This is a genomic window from Asanoa iriomotensis (assembly GCF_016862515.1).
In the GTDB taxonomy this organism is placed as follows: Bacteria; Actinomycetota; Actinomycetes; order Mycobacteriales; family Micromonosporaceae; genus Asanoa; species Asanoa iriomotensis.
In genome coordinates this window covers 11,969-33,681 of sequence record NZ_BONC01000004.1, presented here as the reverse complement: position 1 = coordinate 33,681, position 21,713 = coordinate 11,969, and the positions used below count along the sequence as shown (strand labels likewise).

Annotated in this window: 21 protein-coding genes; 6 read left to right on the top strand and 15 right to left on the bottom strand. The window is 71.8% G+C overall.

All coding sequences use genetic code 11. The annotated features are described in order from the left end of the window. Nucleotides 1-78 precede the first annotated feature (78 nt). The gene (locus Air01nite_RS04545) at nucleotides 79-477 is read left to right on the top strand and encodes a hypothetical protein (protein WP_203700520.1); all 399 of its coding nucleotides are present in this window, start codon (nucleotides 79-81) and stop codon (nucleotides 475-477) included. Nucleotides 478-527: 50 nt separating this feature from the next. On the opposite strand, the gene Air01nite_RS04540 is transcribed toward Air01nite_RS04545, so the two are convergent. The 3 genes from Air01nite_RS04540 to Air01nite_RS04530 form a co-directional block, all read right to left on the bottom strand. Then, nucleotides 528-1,067 (bottom strand): dihydrofolate reductase family protein, encoded by a 540-nt coding sequence (locus Air01nite_RS04540; protein ID WP_203700519.1) that lies wholly within the window; start codon nucleotides 1,065-1,067, stop codon nucleotides 528-530. Nucleotides 1,068-1,147: 80 nt separating this feature from the next. Further along, nucleotides 1,148-1,678 carry a GNAT family N-acetyltransferase gene (locus Air01nite_RS04535; RefSeq protein WP_203700518.1) on the bottom strand — a complete coding sequence of 177 codons (531 nt, stop codon included), beginning with the start codon at nucleotides 1,676-1,678 and terminating at the stop codon, nucleotides 1,148-1,150. A 67-nt stretch (nucleotides 1,679-1,745) separates the two neighbouring features. Next, nucleotides 1,746-2,582, bottom strand: coding sequence for an alpha/beta fold hydrolase (locus Air01nite_RS04530; protein ID WP_203700517.1), 837 nt, complete (start codon nucleotides 2,580-2,582; stop codon nucleotides 1,746-1,748). A gap of 49 nt (nucleotides 2,583-2,631) precedes the next feature. On the opposite strand from Air01nite_RS04530, the gene Air01nite_RS04525 reads away from it, so the two are divergent. Then, nucleotides 2,632-3,279, top strand: a complete 648-nt coding sequence (locus Air01nite_RS04525; protein ID WP_239090489.1) for a TetR/AcrR family transcriptional regulator — start codon at nucleotides 2,632-2,634, stop codon at nucleotides 3,277-3,279. Here Air01nite_RS04525 and Air01nite_RS04520 read toward each other — a convergent pair. From Air01nite_RS04520 to Air01nite_RS04485, 8 genes are read right to left on the bottom strand one after another with little or no spacing between them, the layout of a single operon-like run. Beyond that, nucleotides 3,276-4,874, bottom strand: a complete 1,599-nt coding sequence (locus Air01nite_RS04520) for an LTA synthase family protein (protein ID WP_203700515.1) — start codon at nucleotides 4,872-4,874, stop codon at nucleotides 3,276-3,278. The genes Air01nite_RS04525 and Air01nite_RS04520 overlap by 4 nt on opposite strands. After that, the gene (locus Air01nite_RS04515) at nucleotides 4,871-5,503 is read right to left on the bottom strand and encodes a GTP cyclohydrolase II (protein ID WP_203700514.1); all 633 of its coding nucleotides are present in this window, start codon (nucleotides 5,501-5,503) and stop codon (nucleotides 4,871-4,873) included. The genes Air01nite_RS04520 and Air01nite_RS04515 overlap by 4 nt, the downstream gene beginning before the upstream one ends. A gap of 11 nt (nucleotides 5,504-5,514) precedes the next feature. Next, entirely contained in the window at nucleotides 5,515-6,207 is a 693-nt protein-coding gene (locus Air01nite_RS04510; RefSeq protein WP_203700513.1) for a RibD family protein, read from the bottom strand. Then, nucleotides 6,200-7,198 carry a lysylphosphatidylglycerol synthase transmembrane domain-containing protein gene (locus Air01nite_RS04505; protein WP_203700676.1) on the bottom strand — a complete coding sequence of 333 codons (999 nt, stop codon included), beginning with the start codon at nucleotides 7,196-7,198 and terminating at the stop codon, nucleotides 6,200-6,202. The genes Air01nite_RS04510 and Air01nite_RS04505 overlap by 8 nt, the downstream gene beginning before the upstream one ends. A gap of 41 nt (nucleotides 7,199-7,239) precedes the next feature. Continuing rightward, nucleotides 7,240-8,046 carry a class I SAM-dependent methyltransferase gene (locus Air01nite_RS04500; protein WP_203700512.1) on the bottom strand — a complete coding sequence of 269 codons (807 nt, stop codon included), beginning with the start codon at nucleotides 8,044-8,046 and terminating at the stop codon, nucleotides 7,240-7,242. Further along, a complete protein-coding gene (locus Air01nite_RS04495) occupies nucleotides 8,043-9,050 on the bottom strand; it encodes a glycosyltransferase family 4 protein (RefSeq protein ID WP_203700511.1) in 1,008 nt (335 codons plus the stop codon). Before Air01nite_RS04495 ends, Air01nite_RS04500 begins: the two co-directional genes overlap by 4 nt. Further along, nucleotides 9,047-9,445 (bottom strand): 6-pyruvoyl trahydropterin synthase family protein, encoded by a 399-nt coding sequence (locus tag Air01nite_RS04490; protein ID WP_203700510.1) that lies wholly within the window; start codon nucleotides 9,443-9,445, stop codon nucleotides 9,047-9,049. Before Air01nite_RS04490 ends, Air01nite_RS04495 begins: the two co-directional genes overlap by 4 nt. An 8-nt stretch (nucleotides 9,446-9,453) precedes the next feature. Beyond that, entirely contained in the window at nucleotides 9,454-10,431 is a 978-nt protein-coding gene (locus Air01nite_RS04485; RefSeq protein ID WP_203700509.1) for a zinc-dependent alcohol dehydrogenase, read from the bottom strand. Nucleotides 10,432-10,641: 210 nt separating this feature from the next. Here Air01nite_RS04485 and Air01nite_RS04480 point away from each other — a divergent pair, with 210 nt between their 5' ends. The 4 genes from Air01nite_RS04480 (at nucleotide 10,642) to Air01nite_RS04465 (ending at nucleotide 16,653) form a co-directional block, all read left to right on the top strand. Continuing rightward, nucleotides 10,642-11,247: a CDP-alcohol phosphatidyltransferase family protein gene (locus tag Air01nite_RS04480; RefSeq protein WP_239090488.1), complete on the top strand. Its 606-nt coding sequence runs from the start codon at nucleotides 10,642-10,644 to the stop codon at nucleotides 11,245-11,247. Between the two features lie 43 nt (nucleotides 11,248-11,290). After that, nucleotides 11,291-12,232 carry a methionine synthase gene (locus Air01nite_RS04475; protein WP_203700675.1) on the top strand — a complete coding sequence of 314 codons (942 nt, stop codon included), beginning with the start codon at nucleotides 11,291-11,293 and terminating at the stop codon, nucleotides 12,230-12,232. A gap of 60 nt (nucleotides 12,233-12,292) precedes the next feature. After that, on the top strand, nucleotides 12,293-14,419 hold the full coding sequence (gene ligA / locus Air01nite_RS04470; RefSeq protein WP_203700507.1) for an NAD-dependent DNA ligase LigA: 2,127 nt from the start codon (nucleotides 12,293-12,295) through the stop codon (nucleotides 14,417-14,419). Between the two features lie 164 nt (nucleotides 14,420-14,583). After that, nucleotides 14,584-16,653 carry a putative bifunctional diguanylate cyclase/phosphodiesterase gene (locus Air01nite_RS04465; RefSeq protein ID WP_203700506.1) on the top strand — a complete coding sequence of 690 codons (2,070 nt, stop codon included), beginning with the start codon at nucleotides 14,584-14,586 and terminating at the stop codon, nucleotides 16,651-16,653. A gap of 199 nt (nucleotides 16,654-16,852) precedes the next feature. Here Air01nite_RS04465 and Air01nite_RS04460 read toward each other — a convergent pair whose 3' ends face one another. The 4 genes from Air01nite_RS04460 to gatA form a co-directional block, all read right to left on the bottom strand. After that, complete coding sequence (locus Air01nite_RS04460) at nucleotides 16,853-17,290, bottom strand: hypothetical protein (RefSeq protein WP_203700505.1); 438 nt, start codon at nucleotides 17,288-17,290, stop codon at nucleotides 16,853-16,855. A gap of 419 nt (nucleotides 17,291-17,709) precedes the next feature. Further along, complete coding sequence (locus Air01nite_RS04455; RefSeq protein WP_203700504.1) at nucleotides 17,710-18,603, bottom strand: MarR family winged helix-turn-helix transcriptional regulator; 894 nt, start codon at nucleotides 18,601-18,603, stop codon at nucleotides 17,710-17,712. 124 nt (nucleotides 18,604-18,727) lie between these two features. Further along, nucleotides 18,728-20,227, bottom strand: a complete 1,500-nt coding sequence (gene gatB / locus Air01nite_RS04450) for an Asp-tRNA(Asn)/Glu-tRNA(Gln) amidotransferase subunit GatB (protein WP_203700503.1) — start codon at nucleotides 20,225-20,227, stop codon at nucleotides 18,728-18,730. Beyond that, complete coding sequence (gatA, locus tag Air01nite_RS04445; protein ID WP_203700502.1) at nucleotides 20,227-21,711, bottom strand: Asp-tRNA(Asn)/Glu-tRNA(Gln) amidotransferase subunit GatA; 1,485 nt, start codon at nucleotides 21,709-21,711, stop codon at nucleotides 20,227-20,229. The genes gatB and gatA overlap by 1 nt, the downstream gene beginning before the upstream one ends. Nucleotides 21,712-21,713 lie beyond the last annotated feature (2 nt).

Below are 21,713 nucleotides of genomic sequence, written 5' to 3'. Positions count from 1 at the left end.
CCCGGGTGCATTCCCGCCGCGACCCGCCTAACAGCACCGCAGGCGCCACGGGGGAGTGGCGCCGAGGAGGGGTCAGTCATGAAACTCACGCCGCGCTTCGCTTTGGACATGGTCTACCTGGTCGGTGGCGTCTTCCTGTTGGTCGCCGCGATGACCTACACATCGGGTACGGCCGGTTGGCTGGCCTTCGGCGTCGGCACCGCCGTGACGGCGGCCGCCGCACTGACGGCGATCAGGGCGACCCAGCCGGCCGTCAAGGTGGGCCACGGCCTGGTGGCCCTGGCGGGCCTCTGGACCTTGGTCGCCGCGCTGACCTTCACGGGCGCGACCCAGACCTGGCTGGTCTTCGCCAACGCCGCCCTGCTGGGCCTGCTGGCGATCGCCGACCTGGTCGGCCACGAGGTCACCACCGAGCGGGTGGTCCACGAGCTGGTCGTGAAGAACGCGCCACAGGAGCAGCCGATGGCCGCCGCCTGACCGAGGCGCAGACGAACGGTGGCGGGCCCGACGGCCCGCCACCGTTCTCGTTACCGGACCGCGTAGACCTGGTAGGTCACGCCGCTGCCGAAGACGTCGCACCGCTCGAGGGTGAACGGGACCTGGGCCATCGACTCGGGGAAGAGCCGCCGCCCGTGGCCCACCACGATCGGGTGGACGAGCAGGCTGATGCGGTCGACGAGGCCGGCGCGCAACAGGGTCTGGCTCAGCGTGATGCTGCCGGGCATGAAGATGGGCCCTCCGTCGCCCTCCTTGAGTTCCGCCACCCGCTCCACGACGTCACCCTCCGGCAGCAGCGTCGAGCGCCGCCACGACAGCGTCGACAGCGACCGCGAAACAACGATCTTCTCGGGCCGGTTCATGTACGCGCCCGCCGGGTGATCGTCGGGCAGCTCACCGAACGCACCGGCGAAGCTCTCGTAGGTCACCCGCCCGAGCAGCATGGTGTCGATCCGCTCGGCTGACATCGCACCCAGGAGATCGTCGTCGACGTACGAGCTGTGCCACTTGTCAGGCTCTTCGACGACCCCGTCCAACGACATGAACTGGCCGATCGTGATGGTCCGCATGATCTGAAACTCCTCGCAGCGGAGGCGGCCGATCCGCCTCTCACGAGTGCCGCGAACGACAGGCCTTCATTTCGACAAGATCAGCCGGCCGGTTTCGCGAAGAGCTCGTTCGGTGTGTCGTAGTACCTGGTAGTCCGCCCCAGGTGGGTCATGCCGAGGCGCCGGCACACAGCCTGGGAGGCATGGTTGTCCGGGTCCGTGACGGCGATGACTCTCGGCAGACCCCGGCTCAACGCGTCGTCCAGGACCGCCGCCGCGGCTTCGCTGGCGTAGCCGTGCCCCCAGGCGTCCGGATGCAGATGCCACCCGATCTCGACGTCGGCCGGCCCGCCCGCCGGTTCGCCGGCCGACAGGCGAATCGGCTTGAGCAGGAGGTTTCCCACCAGCCGGCCGTCCGCCGCCGTGGTGACGGCCCAGATGCCGTGGATCGGATGGTCGACTGCGCGCCGACGGGCGATCGAGGCGAGGGCATCCGCGCGGCTGTTCATGATCGTGGGCTGCGCGCCCAGGAACCGCACGACCTCCCAGCGCGACTCGAGATCCAGCAGGAAGTCGGCGTCCTCGTCGCACCAGGGCCGGAGCAGGAGGCGGTCGCTGGCGATGGTGCGCATGCGAGCCAATCTAGCCAGCCCGGAGCGAGGCGGGGCTCAGAAGTCGGAGCATGGTTCGCCGCGGGCCCTAAGGTGTCGCGTTGTCGCGGGATGGGGCCGGGGCGCCGAAGAAGTCCGCGAGCGGCTCCACCAGCCGCGGATGGGCCCGGTTGATCGCGTCGTGGCCGCTGCGGGGGATGACGATCGCACGGGCCTGCGGCATCGCCGCGGCCAGCGCCTCGTTGCCTGTCACGTAGTAGGGCGGGCCGTCCGCGCCGCACGCCAGCAGGACCTCGGCCGTCACGCCCGACCAGCGCGATGCCGGGCCGTCGGCGGCGTGGATCAGCGCCGTCTCGTCCAGCGTCATCGACACCAGGTCGCCCATCATGCGGCCGATCGGTGTGCGCAGGAACAACCGGGTCATCGCCACCCGCAGGCCCAGCGGCAGCTTCGAGGCCGCCTGGTGGGTGTTGATCCCGGCGGCCGTGATCGCCAGGGCGCGGGCCGGGTCGCCCGCGTCCGCCGCCGCCCGCGCGGCCGGGAGCCAGGCCGAGGGTGTGTTGCCGTCGACCGACACCGCGGCGTCGTAGAGCGCCAACCGCGCGATCGGCAGCCGCAGCGCCGCCGACAGCGCGACGAACCCGCCGCCGCTGTGGCCGACCACATAGCTCGAACCGGTGTGCGCGAGCACCGCGGCCAGGTCGTCGACGTCCTGCGATCCCGTGTAGGGCACCTCGCGCGGCCCCGCGTCGCCCCGCCCGCGCCGGTTGTAGAGGTGCACGGTGAACCGGTCCGCCAGCGCCGCCGCGAACCGTTGGTAGACGTCGATCGTGACCCCGCCGCCGTGCACGACCACGATGCCCGGACCCGTGCCCGTGGAATGCACCGCGATGGGGACACCGTCGCGCGCCATGACCAGTTCCATAGAGAGACCTCCAAAACCGCGAACGTGGTTCGCAGTTTACAGTGATGAGGTGGCAGACGCGCAACCCATCTGGACCCGACCCGTACGCGGCACCCGCGGACCCGCACCCGGCCACACGCGGGAGGAGATCGTGGCGGCCGCGATCGCGATCGCCGACACGGACGGCCTGCCCGCGGTCTCGATGCGCGCGGTCGCCACGAAGCTGGGCACCGCGGCCGGCGCCCTCTACCGCTACCTCTCGTCCCGCGACGACCTGCTGGACCTGATGACCGACCACGCGGTCGGCGAGCTACGCCCCTACCCGGAGCCGGAGGGCGACTGGCTGGACCAACTCACCGCGCTCGCCAACAGCCAACTCGACCTGCACCGCCGGCACCCCTGGCTGGCCGACCTGATCCAGCGCCCGACCGCGATCGGCCCGCAGGCGCTGTCGTGGTTCGACCACTGCCTGGGCGCGATGCGGACCCTCGAGGCACCGACCGCCACCAAGTTCGAGGCGATCGCGGTGATGACCGGCCTGGTGGTCCTCTTCAGCCGCACCACGAGCAGCTCAGCCGCGAACCCCTTCGCCGCCCTGGACCCGGCCCGCCACCCGCACCTCGCGGCCGCCCTGGCCGAGCCCAGTGGCACGCAGAACACCGACCTCTTCGACCGCGCCCTCCGCGGGGTTCTGCGCGGCCTCCTCGGCGAAAGCTAGGGCGCCGCGAACGCCGCCAGGAACTTGTCGCGGAACGCGTCCATCCGCCAGACCGGGGCCTCCGCCGCCGGGGCCAGCCCGGGCGACCAGGCCCACGACGAGATCTGCGGCAACACCTTGGGATCCTTGGCGATCACCGTGATCGGCACGTCCCGGTTGGGGTCCTTGCCCGTGATGATCGGCGACGGCTGGTGGTCGCCCAACATCACCAGCACGGTGTTCTCGTCTCCGTACTTCTCCATATAGGACACCAGGCTGTCGACCGAGTACTCGACCGTCCGCCGGTAGTTTTCGCGGACCTTCGACGCCTCCTCGTTGTCGATCTCGCCGGGGTTGCCGCCGCGCCCGCCGTTGCCGGGATACGTCGACCCGTCACCCAACTCGTCCCACGACATCATCGGCGGCACCGGGTCCCACGGCGCGTGGCTGGACAGCAGGTCGATCTCCGCCATCACCGGCTGGCGCTCGGCCAGCGGCTTGGCCAACTCCATCTGCCGGAACGAGTGCAGCGTGAACTGGTCAGGGATGGACGAGAAGGCGAAACCCTGGCCCTTGTAGCCGAGCGTCCGGTCGTCGTACTCCTTGTCGAAGCCGTAGATCCGACCCTCCGGCCAGTCGCGCCGGTTGGCCGGCATCACCGCGACCGTCCGCCAGCCCGCCTTCGAGAACGCGGTGGTCAGCGTGTACCGGGAACCTTCCGTGAACCGCCCGTACCGCCGCTGGCTGTCGATCCACAGACCGGACTGGAACGTCGAGTGGGCCAGCCAGCTCCCGCCACCGATCGTCGACGAGGTCAGCCAACCGCTCTGCGCCTGGAAGCCCGCCGCCGCCAGCGACGACGACCGGGACGCCAGCAGCGACGCGGTCTGCGGGTAGTTCACCGCGTCCCGGCCGTAGCTCTCCACGAACGCGAAGATGACGTCCTTGCCCCGCAAGCCTTGCAACAACTGCGAGGCGGGTACGTCGCGGTAGGCGTCGGCCTGCTCCTCGCGGTCGTACGCGGCCATGTCCGCGATGTCTTCCCGCAGTTGCGCCGCGTGCCCGTAGGCGGCGGCCGCCGTCGTCCGGCCCGCGACCGGCACGCCGGACACCACGTGGACGCCCAGCAGGGCGAGCGTCACCCAGGCCACGCCGAGCACCGCGACCACCCGCAGGGCCAGCGACCGGCGGACCGCCACGACGCGCGACAGCCGCAGGATCGACAGCGTCGCGAGCACCGGCAGCGCGATCGCCAGCAGGATCGCGACGACGATCGCCGCGACGGCGCCGGGCTTGCCGAACGACTCCGACACCCACTCCGAGGCCGCGCGGAACAGCGACCAGTCCGACAGCGGGTCGAACTGCCGCGAGAGCGTGACGCCGAAGCCCAGGTCGAGCAGCTTGAGGATGGTGATCGCGCCGAGCAGCACGCCGGCGACGATGCCGGTGACCGTGCGGGCGCGCGGCGGCAGCAGCACCACGACCGCGACGCCGACGAGGGCCTCGAGCGGGATGACGACGATCGCCCACGGGCTCAGCGCGGCGAAGTCGTCGGGGAGGAGCAGGAGCAGCAGGACGAAGAACGCGGCCAGGCCGGTCAGGATCCGGCTCTTCACGACGCGAGCCAGTCGGGTTCGGCGGTACGCCGGGCGTGGCGCGCCTTGGCCGCGAGATAGCCGGCGTTCGCGGCCGACAGGTGCAGCAGCGTCGGCACCCGCTTCGTCACGGTCACACCCAGCGAGGCGAGCTGCTCCTCCTTGTCGGGATTGTTGGACAGCAGCGCGATCCGGTCGACGCCGAGGGCCAACAGCATCTGCGCGGCGACCGTGTAGTCACGCTCGTCCTCCGCGTGCCCGAGCGCGAGGTTCGCCTCGTAGGTGTCCATTCCGGTGTCCTGCAGCGCGTACGCGTCGAGCTTGGCGTAGAGGCCGATCCCCCGGCCCTCCTGGCGGAGGTAGAGCAGGAGCCCGCCCGCGTTGCTGATCCGCTCGACCGCCTCGCGCAGCTGCGGGCCGCAGTCGCAGCGCTCGCTGCCGAACACGTCACCGGTCAGGCACTCGCTGTGCGGGCGCACCAGCGGCGCCTCGTCGCGGGCCACGGCACCGCGCCAGTCGCCGAGCCCGAGCGCGACGTGCTCCTTGTCGTCGGCGAGCCCGTGGAACGAGAAGACCTCGGCCGTCGTGGCGTAGCCGTCGGGGAACCGGAGGGGGACCGACACCTCGGTGCGTATCGTCGCGTCGTCCATCAATCTCCTCATCAGACGGTGCCGAACCGGGGCGAGAGCGCGTACCGCAACAACACCACGTCGCCCACCTGGCGCACCTCCGCCAGCGTCGCCCGGCGCTCCTGGCTCCAGGGGAACTCCCCGTCGCCCACGAACCGGGGTGCCTTCGAGTCGCCGACGAAGAACGGCGCCACCACCAGGTGCAGCTCGTCGGCGAGCTCCTCGGTCAGGAACTGGGTGTGTATGGTGCCGCCGCCCTCGACCATCAGCCGGCCGACGCCGCGGGAGTAGAGGTCCTCGGCGACCTGACGCAGGTTGACCGGCTGCCCGCCGTCGACGATCGTCGCGTGCCGGCCCAGCCGCGACCGCGCCTGGTCCACAGTGGAACTCGCGCAGTAGACCAGCTTCTCCGCCTCGCCCTCCTGGAAGAAGGCGGCCTCGGCGTCGAGCCCGGCGCCCTCGGTGACGGTCACCTTGCGGGGCGACGGGTGCTGGCCGCGGGCCACCCGGGCGGCCCGGTGCTCCGCCGACTTGACCACGAGGCGCGGGTTGTCGCGGCGGACCGTCTCGGCGCCGACCAGGATCGCGTCGCAGCCGGCGCGGACGTGGTCGACCCGCTCGAAATCGACGGCGTTGGACAGCAGCAGGCGCTCGTCGGCGGTGTCGTTGACATAACCGTCGATGGACATCGCGCAGCTCAACAGGATGTAGGGTCGCTCAGCCATGGCTGGTCTCCGGTCGCCGGTGGACGCCGCTGTCCGGTAGTTCATGCTCCAGCATTACCGGTTTCTCCGCAGCGCGCCGCCGGTCCGCCCAACGCAGCACCAGCACCACGGCCCCCGGCAGGCTCGCGACCAGGGCCAACACGCCGAACACGACCGCCGTGGCCACGCCCTGGGCGGAGGTCAGCCCGGCCGCGCCGAACGCCCAGGCGGCCACGCCCTCGCGCGGGCCCCAGCCGGCGATGTTGCACGGCAGCGCCATGGCCAGCAGGGCCAGCAGGGTCAGCGGCGCGAGCAGGTGCAGCGGGGCGGTCGCCCCGGCGGTCCGCGCCGCGACCAGGAAGGTGATCAGGTGGCCGGCCAGCACGGCCGCGGTGGTCAGCACGACGCCGATCCCCGTGCCCGCGTGCGACAGTCCAGTGCGGATCTTGATCCGGCCCTTGATCAGGTACGCGGCCAGCGCCACCACGGCCAGCGCGGCGACCGCGAGCGGCATGTGCCCGCGCACCGGCGACGGTAAAACGGCCAGCGCTACCACGGACAGGGCGATCGTGACCACGAAACCGGCCATCCGCTCGACCACGACCGCGCGTACGCCCAGCGCCACGTCGCCGATGTCCTTGCCGTGCCGGACGGCCCGGTGCACGTCGCCGACCACGCCGCCGGGCAGGGTGGTGTTGAGGAACTGGGCCCGGTAGTAGGCGCCGACGGCCTCCCGCATCGGCAGCCGGACGCCGAGCGCGCGGGCCACCAGCGCCCACCGGTAGGCGCAGGCCACCGTGGTGACCACGCCGATCCCGAAGGCGAGGGCGATCGCCGTGGCGTCGACGCCCCGCAGGCCCTCCAGGAACGGCCCGCTGCCCAGGCGCCAGACGAGCACGGCGAGGACACCCACGCCGGCGGCGAGGCGAGCCCAGGCCCAGATCCGGGCCTTCACCGCGGGCCGGGCGGGCCGGACGGCCGGAGCAGGCCGCTCGGACCGCTGCGCCGGGATGCGCGGTGTCGCCGTGCGGGGCGGCGGCGTCGCGAGCGTGGTCACGGCATCGCCAGCAGGTCGACGTGGTGGACGGTCGCGGTGAGCCGTCCCTCGGCGATCTCAGCCAGGCGCCGCCGTGCGTACCCCTCGGCCGGTTTACCCAAAGCGGGCACCTGTTCGACCGCCGCGCCCAGCCACTCCCGGAACCAGGTCGTCAACAGGTCGTGGTCGTCCGCGCCGAGCTCCCACGGGCTCGGCCGCAGCGTGACCGCGACGCCGTGGCGCGCGAACGCGTCCGAGAGCGCGGTGACCGCGTCGGGCCCGAGCAGCGCGCGCTCGCCGACCGTCCGCCGCTGGTGCGCGTTGAACGCCGCGGCCACCTCCGCGTCGAACGGGTCGGCCGGGGACAGTTCCACCCGGCCGACGACGGACAACATGATCAAAGCGGGTACGCGCGCCTCGGCACACGCCGCGGCGACGGCGTCGATCTCGGCGACGGTCAGGATGTCGATCAACGCCGAGGCGGTGACCAGGTCGGCGCCGGCCAGGTCGGCGGCGCGCAGCGTGCCGATGTCCCGCTGCCGGGTCGCGCCGGTGATGCCCGCGGGCTTGCCGGACATGGCGGCGCCGAGCAGGTCCGCGTCGCGGTCCCACATGATCCAGTGCTGGGTGGCCGGGAACTGCGGTGCCAGCCAGCGGGCCGCCGCGCCGGTGCCGCAGCCGAGGTCGTGGATCACCAGCCGGTCCGCGGCGGCGAACCGCTCGCCCAGCAGGGCGACCAGCTCGGCGGAGCGTGCGGCCCCGTCGGCGGCTTCACGCAGGCGCAGCCAGTTGGGGCTGACGCTGGGCATCAGGACGCTCGTCATCTGCTCGTGCTCTCCCGCATCGCGACCGTGGACAGGACATCGGAGGCCAGCGTCGCGGTCTCGGGCCAGCCCGTCAGCGTCGTTCGACGCATAAGGGCCGACGAGCGGAGCGCGTCGCGGGCGGACGGTTCGGACAGCCAGCGCCGCAGCGCGGCGGCGAGCGCGGCCGGATCGCCGGGCGGCACCAGCATCCCGGGCCGGCTGCCGTCGGGGGCGCGGCCGAGCGTGTCGGGCAGCCCCTGCGCGGTGGTGGCCAGCACGGGGATGCCGCGGGCCAGGGCCTCGGTGACGACCATCCCGTACGAGTCGGCGCGGGAGGGCAGCACCAGCAGGTCGGCGTCGGCGTACGCGGCCTCCAGATCGGCGCCGACCAGCGGGCCCGCGAACCGCATGCCCGCCGGCGCCGTACGCCGCACCTCCCCGGCGAAGCCGGGCTCCCGCTCCAGCGAGCCGACGCACAGGCAGCTCCAGCCGCCCACCGGCAGCGCCGCCAGCGCGCCGGCGAGCACGTCGTGGCCCTTGTGCGGCACGACGGCGGCGACGCAGAGGAGCCGCGACCCGGCGACGCTGGGCGGCGTCACCGGGGCCGGTTCGACACCGGGCGGGGCGGCCGTCGCCGGCACGCCGTACGTGGCAGCCAGGTGCCGCTTGCACCACTCGCTGGTCGTGATCACCGCGTCGGCGGCCGCCAGCACCTCGCGCTCGCCCGGCACGCCGAAGACCATGTGCGCCAGCACGACGAGGCGGAGGCGGCCGACCCGGTCGACCGGGACCCCGGTGGCCAGCAGGCCGTCGACCACCACGAGCGCGCCGTCGGGCAGGGCGTCCAGCACCGGGCCGAGCGGGGCACCGACCGGGACCGGGTGCTCACGCACCGTCCAACGCAGCGCCGCCAGACCGTCGAGGACCCGTCGGTCGTACGCGTTCCCACCGCTGGGGAACGCCGGGTCGTCGATGTCGTCTGGCACGACGACCTGTACGAGGCCCGGCGGCGAAAGGTTCACAGCGATCGCTCGTAGCTCGCCCACGCGATGTGTGACTCGTGCAGGGTCACGGTGATGCCGGCCAGCTCACGCCCCCCTTCGCCGAGGGCGCCGGCCTTCGCCTGCTCGGCCAGCCGGTCCGCGATGACCTTGGCCAGCACCTCGGTGGTCGTGTTGCGCCCGGCCAGCGTCGGGTCGTCGTCGAGGTTGCGCAGGTTGAACTGGCCCACGACGGCCTTGAGCTGCTCCGACGCGAGGGCGATGTCGACGACGATGCCGTCGGCGTCGACGTCGGCCCGGCGGAACGTGGCGTCGACCAGGAAGGTCGCTCCGTGCAGCTGCTGAGCGGGGCCGAAGACCTCGCCGCGGAAGCTGTGGGCGACCATCATGTGATCGCGCACCGTGACGCTGAACATGTGTTTCTCTACTCTCCGTAGGTGATGACGTGGCACAACCCGGCCAGGCTGCCAGACGCCAGGTCCGGCAGCACCTCGGGTAGTCGCTCGAACGGGTGCTCCGCGCTGAGCAGGGCGTCGAACGCCGGATCGCGCAGCAGGTCGAGGGCGAGGGCGACGCGGTCCGCATAGGACCGGCTGGAGCGCCGGGCCGGTGCGACCATGCCGACCTGGCTGGCCCGCACGGTCAACCGTCCGGAGTGGAAGCCGGCGCCGAGCGGCACGGTCACCTCACGGTCGCCGTACCAGCTCAGCTCGACGACCGTGCCCTCCGGCCGCAGCAACTCCAGTGACCGGCGCAGGCCCGCCTCCGTCGCGCTGGCGTGGAAGACCAGGTCACGGCCGGTTTTCGCGGCGTCCGGGTGGGCGAAGCCGACGTCGAGCGCGGCGGCGGTCTCCTCCCGCGCCGGGTCCACGTCGAGCAACTCGACCTCCACGCCCGGGAAGCCGGCCAGGAGCCGGGCGACGCTGCAGCCGACCATGCCGCCGCCGACCACCGTCACCCGGTCGCCGACCAGCGGCGGGGCGTCCCAGAGGGCGTTGACCGCGGTCTCGACCGTGCCGGCCAGGACTGCCCGCGACGGCGGCACCGCCTCGGGCACGGGCACCACCGCGAACGCGGGGACGACGTAACCGGTCTGGTGCGGGTAGAGGCAGAAGACCGTGCGGCCGCGCAGCTCCTCCGGACCCTCCTCGACCACGCCGACGTTGAGGTAGCCGTACTTCACCGGACCAGGGAAATCGCCTTCCTGGTACGGGGCCCGCATGGCCGTGTGCTGGCTCGCCGGCACGGCACCGCGGAACACCAGCGTCTCGGTGCCCCGGCTGACGCCGGAGCGGAGCGTGCGGACACGCACCTCGTCGGGATTCGGGTCGGGAACGGTCTCCGGACGGATCTCTCCCGTGCCTGGTGAGACGACCCAGAAGGCGCGTTCGGTCGGGCTCACTCGTGGCTCTCCGTCATGTGCATGAACCGAACGATCCCATCTCCCGTACCTGCATGTGCCGCTTCATGACACGGAGGAACGATGCGCGTTGTTCGATCCGGCCCCCTGGTCGGCATGTTTGCCCAGTTCATCGTGCTTGCTGCAGTGGGGGCTGCGGTCGGTATCGGCGCCGCTGGTTGGTTTACCGGCGTCGCGTACGCACTCGTCACCATGATTCTTCTTCAACACGGACTGTCATCAACCGGACTCAAGAGGTACGGCCCGGCCGACTGGGTGACGGCCGCCAGGACGGTCCTGATCGGCGTGGTCGCGGCGCTCGTCGTCGACTCGCTCCAGCAGGCGCCCGCGGTCGGCGCGATCGTCGGGCTGGTCGTGGTCGCGCTGCTGCTCGACGGCGTCGACGGGCAGGTCGCCCGGCGCACGGGCACCACGTCGGCGTTCGGGGCGCGGTTCGACATGGAGGCCGACTCGTTCCTGGTCCTCGTGCTCAGCGTCTACGTGGCGCCGTCCGCGGGCTGGTGGGTGCTGGCGATCGGCGGCATGCGGTACGCGTTCCTGCTCGGCATCTGGTCGACGCGGTGGATGCGCGGGACGCTGCCGCCCCGGTACTGGCGCAAGGTCGTCGCGGCGACACAGGGCGTCGCGCTGGTCACCGCGACCGCGGGCGTGCTGCCGTTCCGGGCGACGCTCGTGCTGCTGCTGGTCGCGTTCGCGCTCCTGGTCGAGTCGTTCGGCCGCGACGTTCTCTGGCTGTGGCGCGCCGGTCACCCGGTCGCCCGTACCCGGGTGATCGGTAGGCTCGTCCCTCGTGAGTGATCGTTGGTCCTGGCCCGCCGGCAGCGCGACGGGCGTCGGCTCGATGCCCGGCACCGACATCGTCGAGGCGCAGCGGATGGTGTTGGGCGAGTTGCCCGATCTGCCCCACCTCGCGGAGTTGCCCGCCCGGGGGCCCGGCTCCGACATCATCGGGCGCACCTCGGCGCTTCTCGTCGACCTGCCGGTCGAGCTCTATGTCGGGCAGTGGCGGATCGCCGCGCGGCCCGGGCGTGACCTGCGGCGGGCGCTGGATCTGCTGGAGCGCGATCTCGACCAGCTCACCGAGCAGGGCGACGGCTACACCGGCGTGATCAAGGTGCAGGCGGCCGGGCCGTGGACGCTGGCCGCGAACGTCGACCTGCCGGTCGGCGGGCGGTTGCTGCGCGACCCGGGAGCGGTCCGCGACCTGGCGACGTCGCTGGCGGAAGGGCTGCGGGGGCACGTCGAGGACGTGCGGCGGCGGCTGCCGGGCGCGACCGTGCTGCTGCAGGTCGACGAGCCGTCCCTGCCGACGGTGCTGGCCGGGCGGGTGCCGACCGAGAGCGGGTTCAGCGCCTACCGGGCCGTGGAGGAGTCGGTCGCCACCGACACGTTGCGATCCCTGGTCACGGCCGTGGGCGCCCCCGTCGTGTTCCATTGCTGTGCGGCGGACGTACCCGTGGCGCTGTTGGTCTCGGCCGGCGCTTCGGCCCTCTCGCTCGATCTTTCGCTGGTGACGGCGCTGGACCCGTTGGGCGAGGCGATCGACGCCGGTGTCGGGTTGCTGGCCGGCGTGGCGGCGACCAGCGGTGCCCGGGCGCCCCGTTCGGGCGATCTTGCCGACCGGATACGGGCGGTCTGGAACCAGCTCGGCTTCGGCCGGTCGTTGCTGGCCGAGCAGGTCGTGGTGACGCCGACCTGCGGGCTGGCCGGCGCGTCGCTCCCCTATGCGAAGGACGTGCTGGCGGCCTGTCGCGACGCCGGGCGGCGGCTGGTCGAGGTCTGAGACATTTGTCGTACGGGCGGGCTAGTTTCTGAGAGAGCACTAGTCCGGAGGTTCGTGGTCGTGTCTGAGGAACTCCTGCCTGACCAGTCGGTGACGCCCGCACAGGCGGCGGCCGCGGGCACGGAGCCACCGCCCGAGGTCCGTGAGCGGCACGCGGTGCTGGCCGAGGAGATCGACGGGCACACCTACCGCTACTACGTGCTCGACGCGCCGACGATCTCCGACGCCGATTTCGACGCCCTGATGCGCTCGTTGATCGCCCTCGAGGACGAGTTTCCCGCGCTGCGCACCCCGGAGTCGCCGACCCAGCGGGTGGGCGGTTTCACCACCGAGTTCCGGGCGGTCGAGCACCTCGAGCGGCTCTACAGCCTCGACAACGTGTTCAGCACCGAGGGCCTGGCCGCGTGGGCCGAGCGCACGGTCCGCGACGCCGGCGGCGCGGTGCGGTTCCTCTGCGAGCTCAAGGTCGACGGCCTGGCGATCAACCTGACCTACGAGCAGGGCCGGCTGGTCCGCGGCGCGACCCGGGGCGACGGGCGCACCGGCGAGGACGTGACCGGCAACGTGCGCACGATCGTGGGCATCCCGGAGCGGCTCACCGGCAAGAAGGTGCCTGACCTGCTCGAGGTACGCGGCGAGGTCTACTTCCCGGTCTCCGCGTTCGCCGACCTCAACGCCGGGTTGGTCGAGCAGGGCAAGGCGCCGTTCGCCAACCCGCGCAACGCGGCGGCGGGCAGCCTGCGGCAAAAGGACCCGCGGGTCACCGCGTCCCGGCCGCTGCGCATGGTGGTGCACGGCATCGGCGCCCGGCAGGGTTTCACGCCGCGGTCGCAGTCGCACGCCTACGAGTCGTTGCGCGCGTGGGGGCTGCCGACCAGCGAGCGGTGGAAGGTCGTCGAGGACCTGGCCGGCGTCGACGGCTACATCGCCTACTACGGCGAGCACCGGCACGACGTCGAGCACGAGATCGACGGCGTCGTGGTCAAGGTCGACGAGATCGCGCTGCAGGGCCGGCTCGGCTCCACCAGCAAGGCGCCGCGGTGGGCGATCGCGTTCAAATACCCGCCGGAAGAGGTCAACACCAAGCTGCTCGACATCCAGGTCAACGTCGGCCGCACCGGGCGGGTCACCCCGTTCGCCGTGCTCGAGCCGGTCAAGGTGGCGGGGTCGACGGTCGCGCTGGCCACGCTCCACAACGCCCGTGAGGTCGAGCGCAAGGGCGTGCTGATCGGTGACACGATCGTGCTGCGCAAGGCCGGCGACGTCATCCCCGAGGTGCTGGGGCCGGTGATCGGGTTGCGGCCCGCCGACGCCCGGCCGTTCGAGATGCCCACCGAGTGCCCGAGTTGCGGCACGCCGCTCGCCCCGGCCAAGGAGGGCGACGTCGACATCCGGTGCCCCAACGCCCGGTCGTGCCCGGCCCAGCTCCGCGAGCGGGTGTTCGCCCTGGCCGGCCGCGGCGCGCTCGACATCGAGGTGCTCGGCTACAAGGCGTCGGCCGCGCTGCTCGAGTGCGGGGTGATCACCGACGAGGGCGACCTGTTCGACATCGACGCGCTCGCGCTGCGCGACTGCCCGTTCTTCGTCAACAAGGACGGCACGCTCGGCAGCAACGCGGTCAAGCTGCTCGACAACCTCGAAGAGGTCAAGCAGCGTCCGCTGTGGCGGGTGCTGGTCGCGCTCTCGATCAGGCACGTCGGCCCGACCGCGGCGCAGGCGCTGGCCCGCCATTTCGAGTCGGTCGAGCGGATCGACGAGGCGTCGGTCGAGGAGCTGTCGGGGGTCGACGGCGTGGGCCCGACGATCGCGGTCAGTCTCAAGGAGTGGTTCGCGGTCGACTGGCACCGCGAGGTGGTCCGCAAATGGAGTGCGGCCGGCGTGCGGATGGCCGAGGAACGCACCGACGAGGGCCCCCGCCCGCTCGAGGGCCTGACGGTCGTCGTGACCGGCACGCTCGCCGATTTCTCCCGCGACCAGGCCTCCGAAGCGATCGCGAGCCGGGGAGGCAAGGTCACCGGTTCAGTATCCAAGAAGACCGACTTTGTCGTCGTAGGCGACAATCCCGGCTCCAAGCACGACAAGGCGAGGTCGCTCAAGGTCCCCGTCCTCGACGAGGCTGGCCTGCGGATTCTCTTGTCCGACGGCCCCGACGCCGCGCGCGCCGCTGCGGTGAGTGACGACACCTGAGCCGACTGCTATCGGCCCATAGTTGCCCGCTTGCCGTGTATTCCAACTTAATCACGACTCTGTCCGTTTCGCTCGGTTGGCAAATGGCGCCCATAGGGTGGGATCTTTAGTGGACGGTCCGGCCGGGACGCTGGGGGGCGTTGTGGGGCGAGCGGGGAGGTGGGATGGACGCTGCCGCGCGTCGTAACACTGTTCCCGCCGAACGGGCGGCGTCGTTCTACACCTTCGTCGGGGCGGTCATCACGGTGGCCGTCCTCGTTTCCGCGGTGCCGATCAGCCACCTACCCCAAGACCTGCCGACGCTGCCGGCCGCGTTCTGGGTGATGGCGGCGCTGGCCGTCCTATGTGACTACCGGCCGTTCGCGCCGCCGGGCCGCCGCCAGAGCTCCGCGGTCTTCCCCTCGATCTGCTTCACGTTCGCGATCCTGCTCGCCTGGGGCCTCGGCCCCGCGATCCTCGTGCAGGCGGCGGCCGTGGTCGTCTCCTCCATGCGGCTGCACCACGCGGTGTGGCGCTCGGTCTTCAACGTGGCGCAGTACGCGCTGGCGCTGGGCGCGGCCGAGGCGATGCTGCTCGCGTTCGGTGAGACCGCGTTCGCCGAGGGTGTCGCTCCATCCTGGATCGACGTGGTCGCGGCCGCGGCGGCCGCCGGCGCCTGGTTCGTCGTCAAGTACGGCACCGTCACCGTCGCCGTCCGGCTCCACTCCGGCGGCAACCTGTGGGACACGTTCCGCCTCGGCGTCGCGTTCGAGTCGGTCTCGATCGGCGCGCTGCTGCTGCTGGCGCCGATCCTGGTCGGCGGCCCGGCATCGCTGAGCGTGGCGCTGATCCCGCTGATGCTGGTGCCGCTGTTCGCCGTCTACCGGATGTCGCGACTGTCGTCCGAGCAGGAGCACCTGGCCCGCCTCGACCCCCTTACCGGCCTGGCCAACCGCAAGGCACTGCTGGCCGAGGTCCAGGAACAGGCGACGATGCACGCGGCCCGGGCCGCAGCCGGCGCGCCCGACCAGCACTTCGCGCTGCTGCTGCTCGACCTCGACCGGTTCAAGCACGTCAACGACGCGCTCGGCCACGCGGTCGGCGACCAGTTGCTGATCGAGGTCAGCGGCCGGCTGGTGCAGACCGTGGGCCGCACCGACGTGGTCGCCCGGCTCGGCGGCGACGAGTTCGCGATCCTCACGCCGCGGCTGACCGACGCGGGCGGCGCCCGTACCCTGGCGGACCGGATCGTCGCCACCCTCGCGGAGCCGGTCGCCCTCGACGGCCTGCCGCTGGACGTGGCGGGTTCGATCGGCATCGCGCTCTACCCGGAGCACGGCGAGGACTTCGCGACGCTGATGCGGCACGCGGACGTGGCGATGTACGACGCGAAGCACCGCCGCGACACGGTCGTCGTCTACGCGCCCGAGTCGGACCACAACACGCCGGAGCGATTGAGCCTGCTCGGCGACCTGCGTCGGGCCCTCGACCCCGAAGTGGCGGCGCCGGACGCGGGCGAGATCACGATGTACTACCAGCCCCAGATCGAGATCCAGACGGGCGCGGTGGTCGGTGTCGAGGCGCTGCTGCGCTGGCGCCACCCCAAGCGCGGCATGGTCGACCCCGAAGAACTGATCAAGGTGGCCGAGCAGAGCGCGGTGATGCGCCTGCTCACCCGGCGGGTGGTCGACGACGTGGTCGAGCAGCTCGCCAAGTGGCAGGCGGCCGGCGTCTGCCTGCGTGCGGCGGTCAACGTCAGCATCCGCGACCTGCACACGCTGGAGATCGTCGACCAGATCAGGGAACGCCTGACCCGCTTCGCGGTCTCGCCGGCGCAGCTACAGCTCGAGATCACCGAAGGCGCCCTGATGGCGGACCCGCGCCGGGTCCTGGCGACGCTCTCGGAACTGGCGAAGCTGGGGGTCGCGGTCGCATTGGACGACTTCGGCACGGGTTACTCGTCGATGCAGCACCTGCGGCGGCTGCCGCTGACGGAGGTCAAGGTCGACCGCTCGTTCGTCCTGGGCATGGCCACGGACGCCGACGACCACGCGATCGTCCGCACGGTCATCGACCTGGCGGGCGCGCTGGGCTTGCGCGTGGTCGCGGAAGGCGTGGAGGACGAACGCACCTGGCGCCTGCTGCGCTCGGTCGGCTGCCACGTGGCACAGGGCTGGTTCTACGCCCGCCCGATGCCGGCCGACGAACTGGCCGAATGGCTGGGCCGCTACCGCCCCTTGAACCCGTCGTCCTGACCGCGACAGCCCCGACCCCCTAGTGGCAACGGAGGCGCGGCGCGCGGGGCCGAGCGCGCGGCGCGCCGCGCGCAGGTCGTCGACGCGGCTCCCGGCCGTCACCCCGCCTTGCGCGGGTCAAGGTGCTGAACGCGTCGGCGACGAACAGGTTTGGCGAACGGCCCGCCTGGTCGGCCAGATGGGCGCAGCCTGACCGCCGCTACGCCAGCAGCGGGCTCACCCGCGTCGGTTCCGGCCGTCCGGGAGAGCCATTCCACATTACGGCGACGTCGGGCACGTTGGCTTCGCGGTCACAGATATAGACAACTATCGCGTCGTCGCCGTAGGGGCCGAGCGAATGGAACCCGCCCACTCGCCTTCCAGTCCGGAGTAGCAGACGGCGCTTATCGCGGATCCACCGGCCCACCGCGGCCTGGTACGCCGGGGGCACGCGGTCGAGCAGGTCGAGTACCGCCCGACGCGTGCAGGCGTCCGCCGTTCCGGCGAGCACCTGCTTGCTCCAGATCTTGTCCAGCAGCTCGCGATAGTGGTCCACCGCGTCCGGGTCCTCGACGGCGTCGAAGGACAGCGCCGGTATCGTCCGCTTGGTCGTGCTGCTGCGGGCGGCGGCGTGGACGAACTTCTCGAAACGCTCCAACTCCCGCCCGAATCGGACCCTCGTTGTCGCCTGAAGGCGCAAGGACCTGGCAATCGAGATCGACCCCGCCGAAGATGTCTTCTGTGTCTCGCTGGCCGACTGTGGGGGTGGTCGATCACGACGATGATCGGCCACTGAGCGCAGTCGCCGTCGAGGGTCAAGGCGTGGTCTTCACGACGCTCAGGCAGGTCGTCGAGCGCCCGGACCGCGACAGCCTGCAGCGGCTCGTCCTGCCTCCGGCGCTCTTCGATCATGCGTTTGGTGCCACCGACCAGCTTCGGGGGACAGAAGCTTGCACGCAGAAGTTGAGGCGCTCTCGACGAGGAACAACTGGCGGTCGCATTCGGACGGTTCTCCATCCGCCGCCTGGGCGTTGGCGTGGGTTGCCCGTCCGTACGTCGAGGTGACGGCCGCTCGGGTCAGTTCGTCGCTTGGCGAGCCCGTTCCGCCAGGGTGGCGAGGACCTTGCGGGCCGTTGCCAGGTCGGCCGGGTCGAGGCCCGCGTAGATGTCGGCCGTGGTGCGGCGCACGCGCTCGTTGAGGTCGGCGAACAGGTTGGTGCCAGCGTCGGTGAGCGCCACCGGCTCGCCGGCCGTGACGAGTCCTTTTTGGACCAAGCCGGCGCAGAGCGCTTCGGCGGCAGCGCGGTCAAGGCGCAGCTGCGGCTGTGTCGCCAGGAAGGCGCTCAGCTCGCCAATAGAGGCCCACGGGCCGCGGGCGGTGATCACGCGGAAGGTGACGTATTCGGTGCCGGATACGCCGGCGTCGGACAGCACGTGGTCGAGCAGCGCGCCGAGTGCGCCCTGTGCCTCGGCGACGTCCTGGCCGGTCAGGGTTGGCGTCGTGGTCATGGCCTGGCTCCCGTCTGGTTGGCCCGGCGGTGTGCCGAGCAGGTCCTTGAGAATGGCGATGAGCTGACGGTTGCGTGGACTCGACGGGCCGCCGATCGGCTTGGTGAGGTCGTGCTGCAAGGCGTGCACCACGGCGATCGCGGCCTCGGTGGTCTCGACGCCCTTCTCGGTGAGGGTGAGCTGCACCGCCCGCGAGTCGGTCGGGTGGGCCGACCTCGTGACCAGGCCGGCCGCGGCCAGTGCGCGGATGAGCTTCGAGACGTAGATCGGCTCGAGTTCGGCGAACTCCGCGAGCTCGCGCTGGGTGGGTTGGGCGCCCCGCCGGGTCAGACCGTAGAGCGAGGCGATCAGGCTGTATTGCGCGTGGGTCAGGCCCAGCGGCGCCACAGCCCGGTCGACGGCCGCTCGCCAGCGCAGCGTCACGTGCCACAGCAGGCGGCCGGTCGCGGTGTCGTCGTCCACGGGATTTACTCTACATGGAAATAGTAGCCATGGAAACTAAAACCAACCGCGGACCTGGCAGCGAAGCGGAGCGAGCGGTGTCCGGCGGGAGCGACGGTCGCGCCCCCGACGGACCCGGGACCTCTTAGTTGGCGCCGAGGCGCTGCAGGATCAGCTCGCGGACCGCCTTCGCGTCCGCCTGGCCCTTCGTGGTCTTCATGACGGCGCCGATCAGGGCGCCCGCCGCTGCGAGGTTGCCGCCGCGGACCTTGTCGGCCACGTCCGCGTTGGCGGCGATGGCCGCGTCGACCGCCGCCGTCAGGGCGCCCGTGTCGGAGACGACCGCGAGGCCGCGCGCCTCCATCACCGCCGTCGGGTCGCCTTCGCCGGCTACGACGCCCTCGAGCACCACGCGGGCCAGCTTGTCGTTGAGCTTGCCGCCGTCGACCAGCGTCTGCAGTTCCGCGACCTGCGCCGGGGTGGCGCCGACCGCCGACAGCTCGATGCCGGACTCGTTGGCGCGCCGGGCCAGCTCGCCCAGCCACCACTTGCGGGCCGCCGCCGCGGTCGCGCCCGCCGCCACCGTCTGCTCGATCAGCTCGACCGCGCCGGCGTTGACCACGGACTGCATGTCCAGATCGGACAGTCCCCAGCTCTCCTGGAGGCGCTTGCGGTGCACCCGCGGCGGCTCCGGCAGGGCGGCCTTCAACGCCGACACCCACGCCGGGTCCGGGGCGAGCGGCACCAGGTCCGGCTCCGGGAAGTAGCGGTAGTCCGTCGCCTCTTCCTTGGAGCGGCCCGGGCGGGTGTCGCCGGTCTCCTCGGAGAAGTGCCGGGTCTCCTGCACGATCCGGCCGCCGGCCTCGAGCACCGACGCCTGGCGGATGATCTCGGAGCGGACGGCCCGCTCGACCGAGCGCAGCGAGTTGACGTTCTTGGTCTCGGTGCGGGTGCCCCACTCCTCGCCGGGCCGGTTGAGCGACGTGTTGACGTCGCAGCGCAGCGAGCCCTCCTCCATGCGGACGTCGGAGACGCCCAGACCGCGGAGGATGTCGCGCAACTCGGTGACGTAGGCGCGGGCCACCTCGGGCGCGAGCGCGCCGGTGCCGGGCACCGGCTTGGTGACGATCTCGACCAGCGGGATGCCGGCGCGGTTGTAGTCGACCAGCGACTCGGTGGCGCCGTGGATGCGGCCGGTCGCCCCGCCGACGTGCAGCGTCTTGCCGGTGTCCTCTTCGAGGTGCACCCGCTCGATGCCGATCCGCACCGTGCGACCGTCGACCTCGACGTCGAGGTAGCCGTCGACGCAGAGCGGCTCGTCGTACTGGCTGATCTGGAAGTTCTTCGGCATGTCCGGGTAGAAGTAGTTTTTCCGGGCGAACCGGCACCAGGTGGCGATCGAGCAGTTCAGCGCGAGGCCGATCCGGATCGTCGCCTCGATCGCGGCCTTGTTGGCCACCGGGAGCGAACCGGGCAGGCCGAGGCAGACCGGGCAGACCCGGGTGTTGGGCTCGCCGCCGAAGTCGGTCGGGCAGCCGCAGAACATCTTGGTGTTGGTGCCGAGCTCGACGTGGGTCTCCAGGCCGATGACCGGCTCGAAGGTGGCGACCGCGTCGTCGTAGGCGGGCAGCGTCGTGGTGGTCATCAGCCCTCCAGGGACGGCGGGGTCAGCGTGCCGACGGCGGACTCGAGCGCGGCGGCGACCCGGTACATGCGGTCGTCGGCCATGGTCGGCGCCATGATCTGGAAGCCGACCGGCAGCCCGTCCGAGAGCCCGCACGGCACCGAGATGCCGGGCCCGCCGTAGAGGTTGGTGGGGATCGTGAAGAGGTCGGCGAGGTACATCTGGTAGGGGTCGGAGGTGCGCGACCCGAACGGGAACGCCACGAACGGCGTTGTCGGCGAGACCAGCACGTCGACCTGCTCGAAGGCCTGGTTGAAGTCCTGCGTGATCAGCGTGCGGACCTTCTGCGCCTGGCCGTAGTAGGCGTCGTAGTAGCCGCTGGACAGCGCGTAGGTGCCGAGCATGATCCGCCGCTTGACCTCGGGGCCGAAGCCGGCCTCGCGGGTCAGCGACATGACCTCTTCCAGCGAGCGGTTGCCGTCGTCGCCGACCCGCAGCCCGTAGCGGACGCCGTCGAACCGGGCGAGGTTCGAGGAGCACTCGCTGGGTGCGATCAGGTAGTAGGCGGGCAGCGCGTACTGGAAGTGGGGTGCGGACACCTCGACGAGCTCGGCGCCCAGCTTGGTGAGCGCGGCCAGCGCGTCGTGGAACGCGGCCATGACGCCCGGCTCGGCGCCCTCGCCGGCGTCGAACTGGGTGACCAGGCCGAGCTTGACGCCGGTCAGGTCGCCGGTCATGCCGCGCCGGGCGGCCTCGACCACCGGGGGCACGGGCTGGGGGATCGAGGTCGAGTCGCGCCAGTCGTGGCCGGCCATGACCTCGTGCAGCAGCGCGGCGTCGAGCACCGTGCGGGCGCAGGGGCCCGGGGTGTCGAGGCTGGAGGAGAAGGCGATGAGGCCGTACCGGGAGGTGCCGCCGTAGGTCGGCTTGGAGCCGACGGTGCCGGTGACCGCGCCGGGCTGGCGGATCGAGCCACCGGTGTCGGTGCCGATCGCCAGGGGGGCCTCGTAGGCGGCGATCGCCGCGGCGCTGCCGCCGCCGGAACCGCCGGGGATGCGGCCGAGGTCCCAGGGGTTGTTCGTGGGGCCGTAGGCCGAGTATTCGGTCGACGAGCCCATCGCGAACTCGTCCATGTTGGTCTTGCCGAGGATGACCGTGCCGGCGTCGCGCAGGCGCTCGACGACGGTCGAGTCGTAGGGCGGCCGCCAGCCTTCGAGGATCTTGGAGCCGGCGGTGGTCGGGACGCCCTTGGTGGTCAGCACGTCCTTGACGGCGACCGGCACGCCGGCGAGCGGGCCCAGGGTTTCCTTCCGGGCGCGCTTGGCGTCGACCTCGCGGGCGGCCGCGATCGCACCGTCGGCGTCGACGTGCAGGAAGGCGTGCACCTTGCCGTCGACGGCGGCGATCCGGTCGAGATGGGCCCGGGTCACTTCCTCGGCGGACACGTCGCCGTCGCTGATCCGCTTGGCGATCTCGGCCGCGGTGAGCTTCGTCAGATCTGACACCG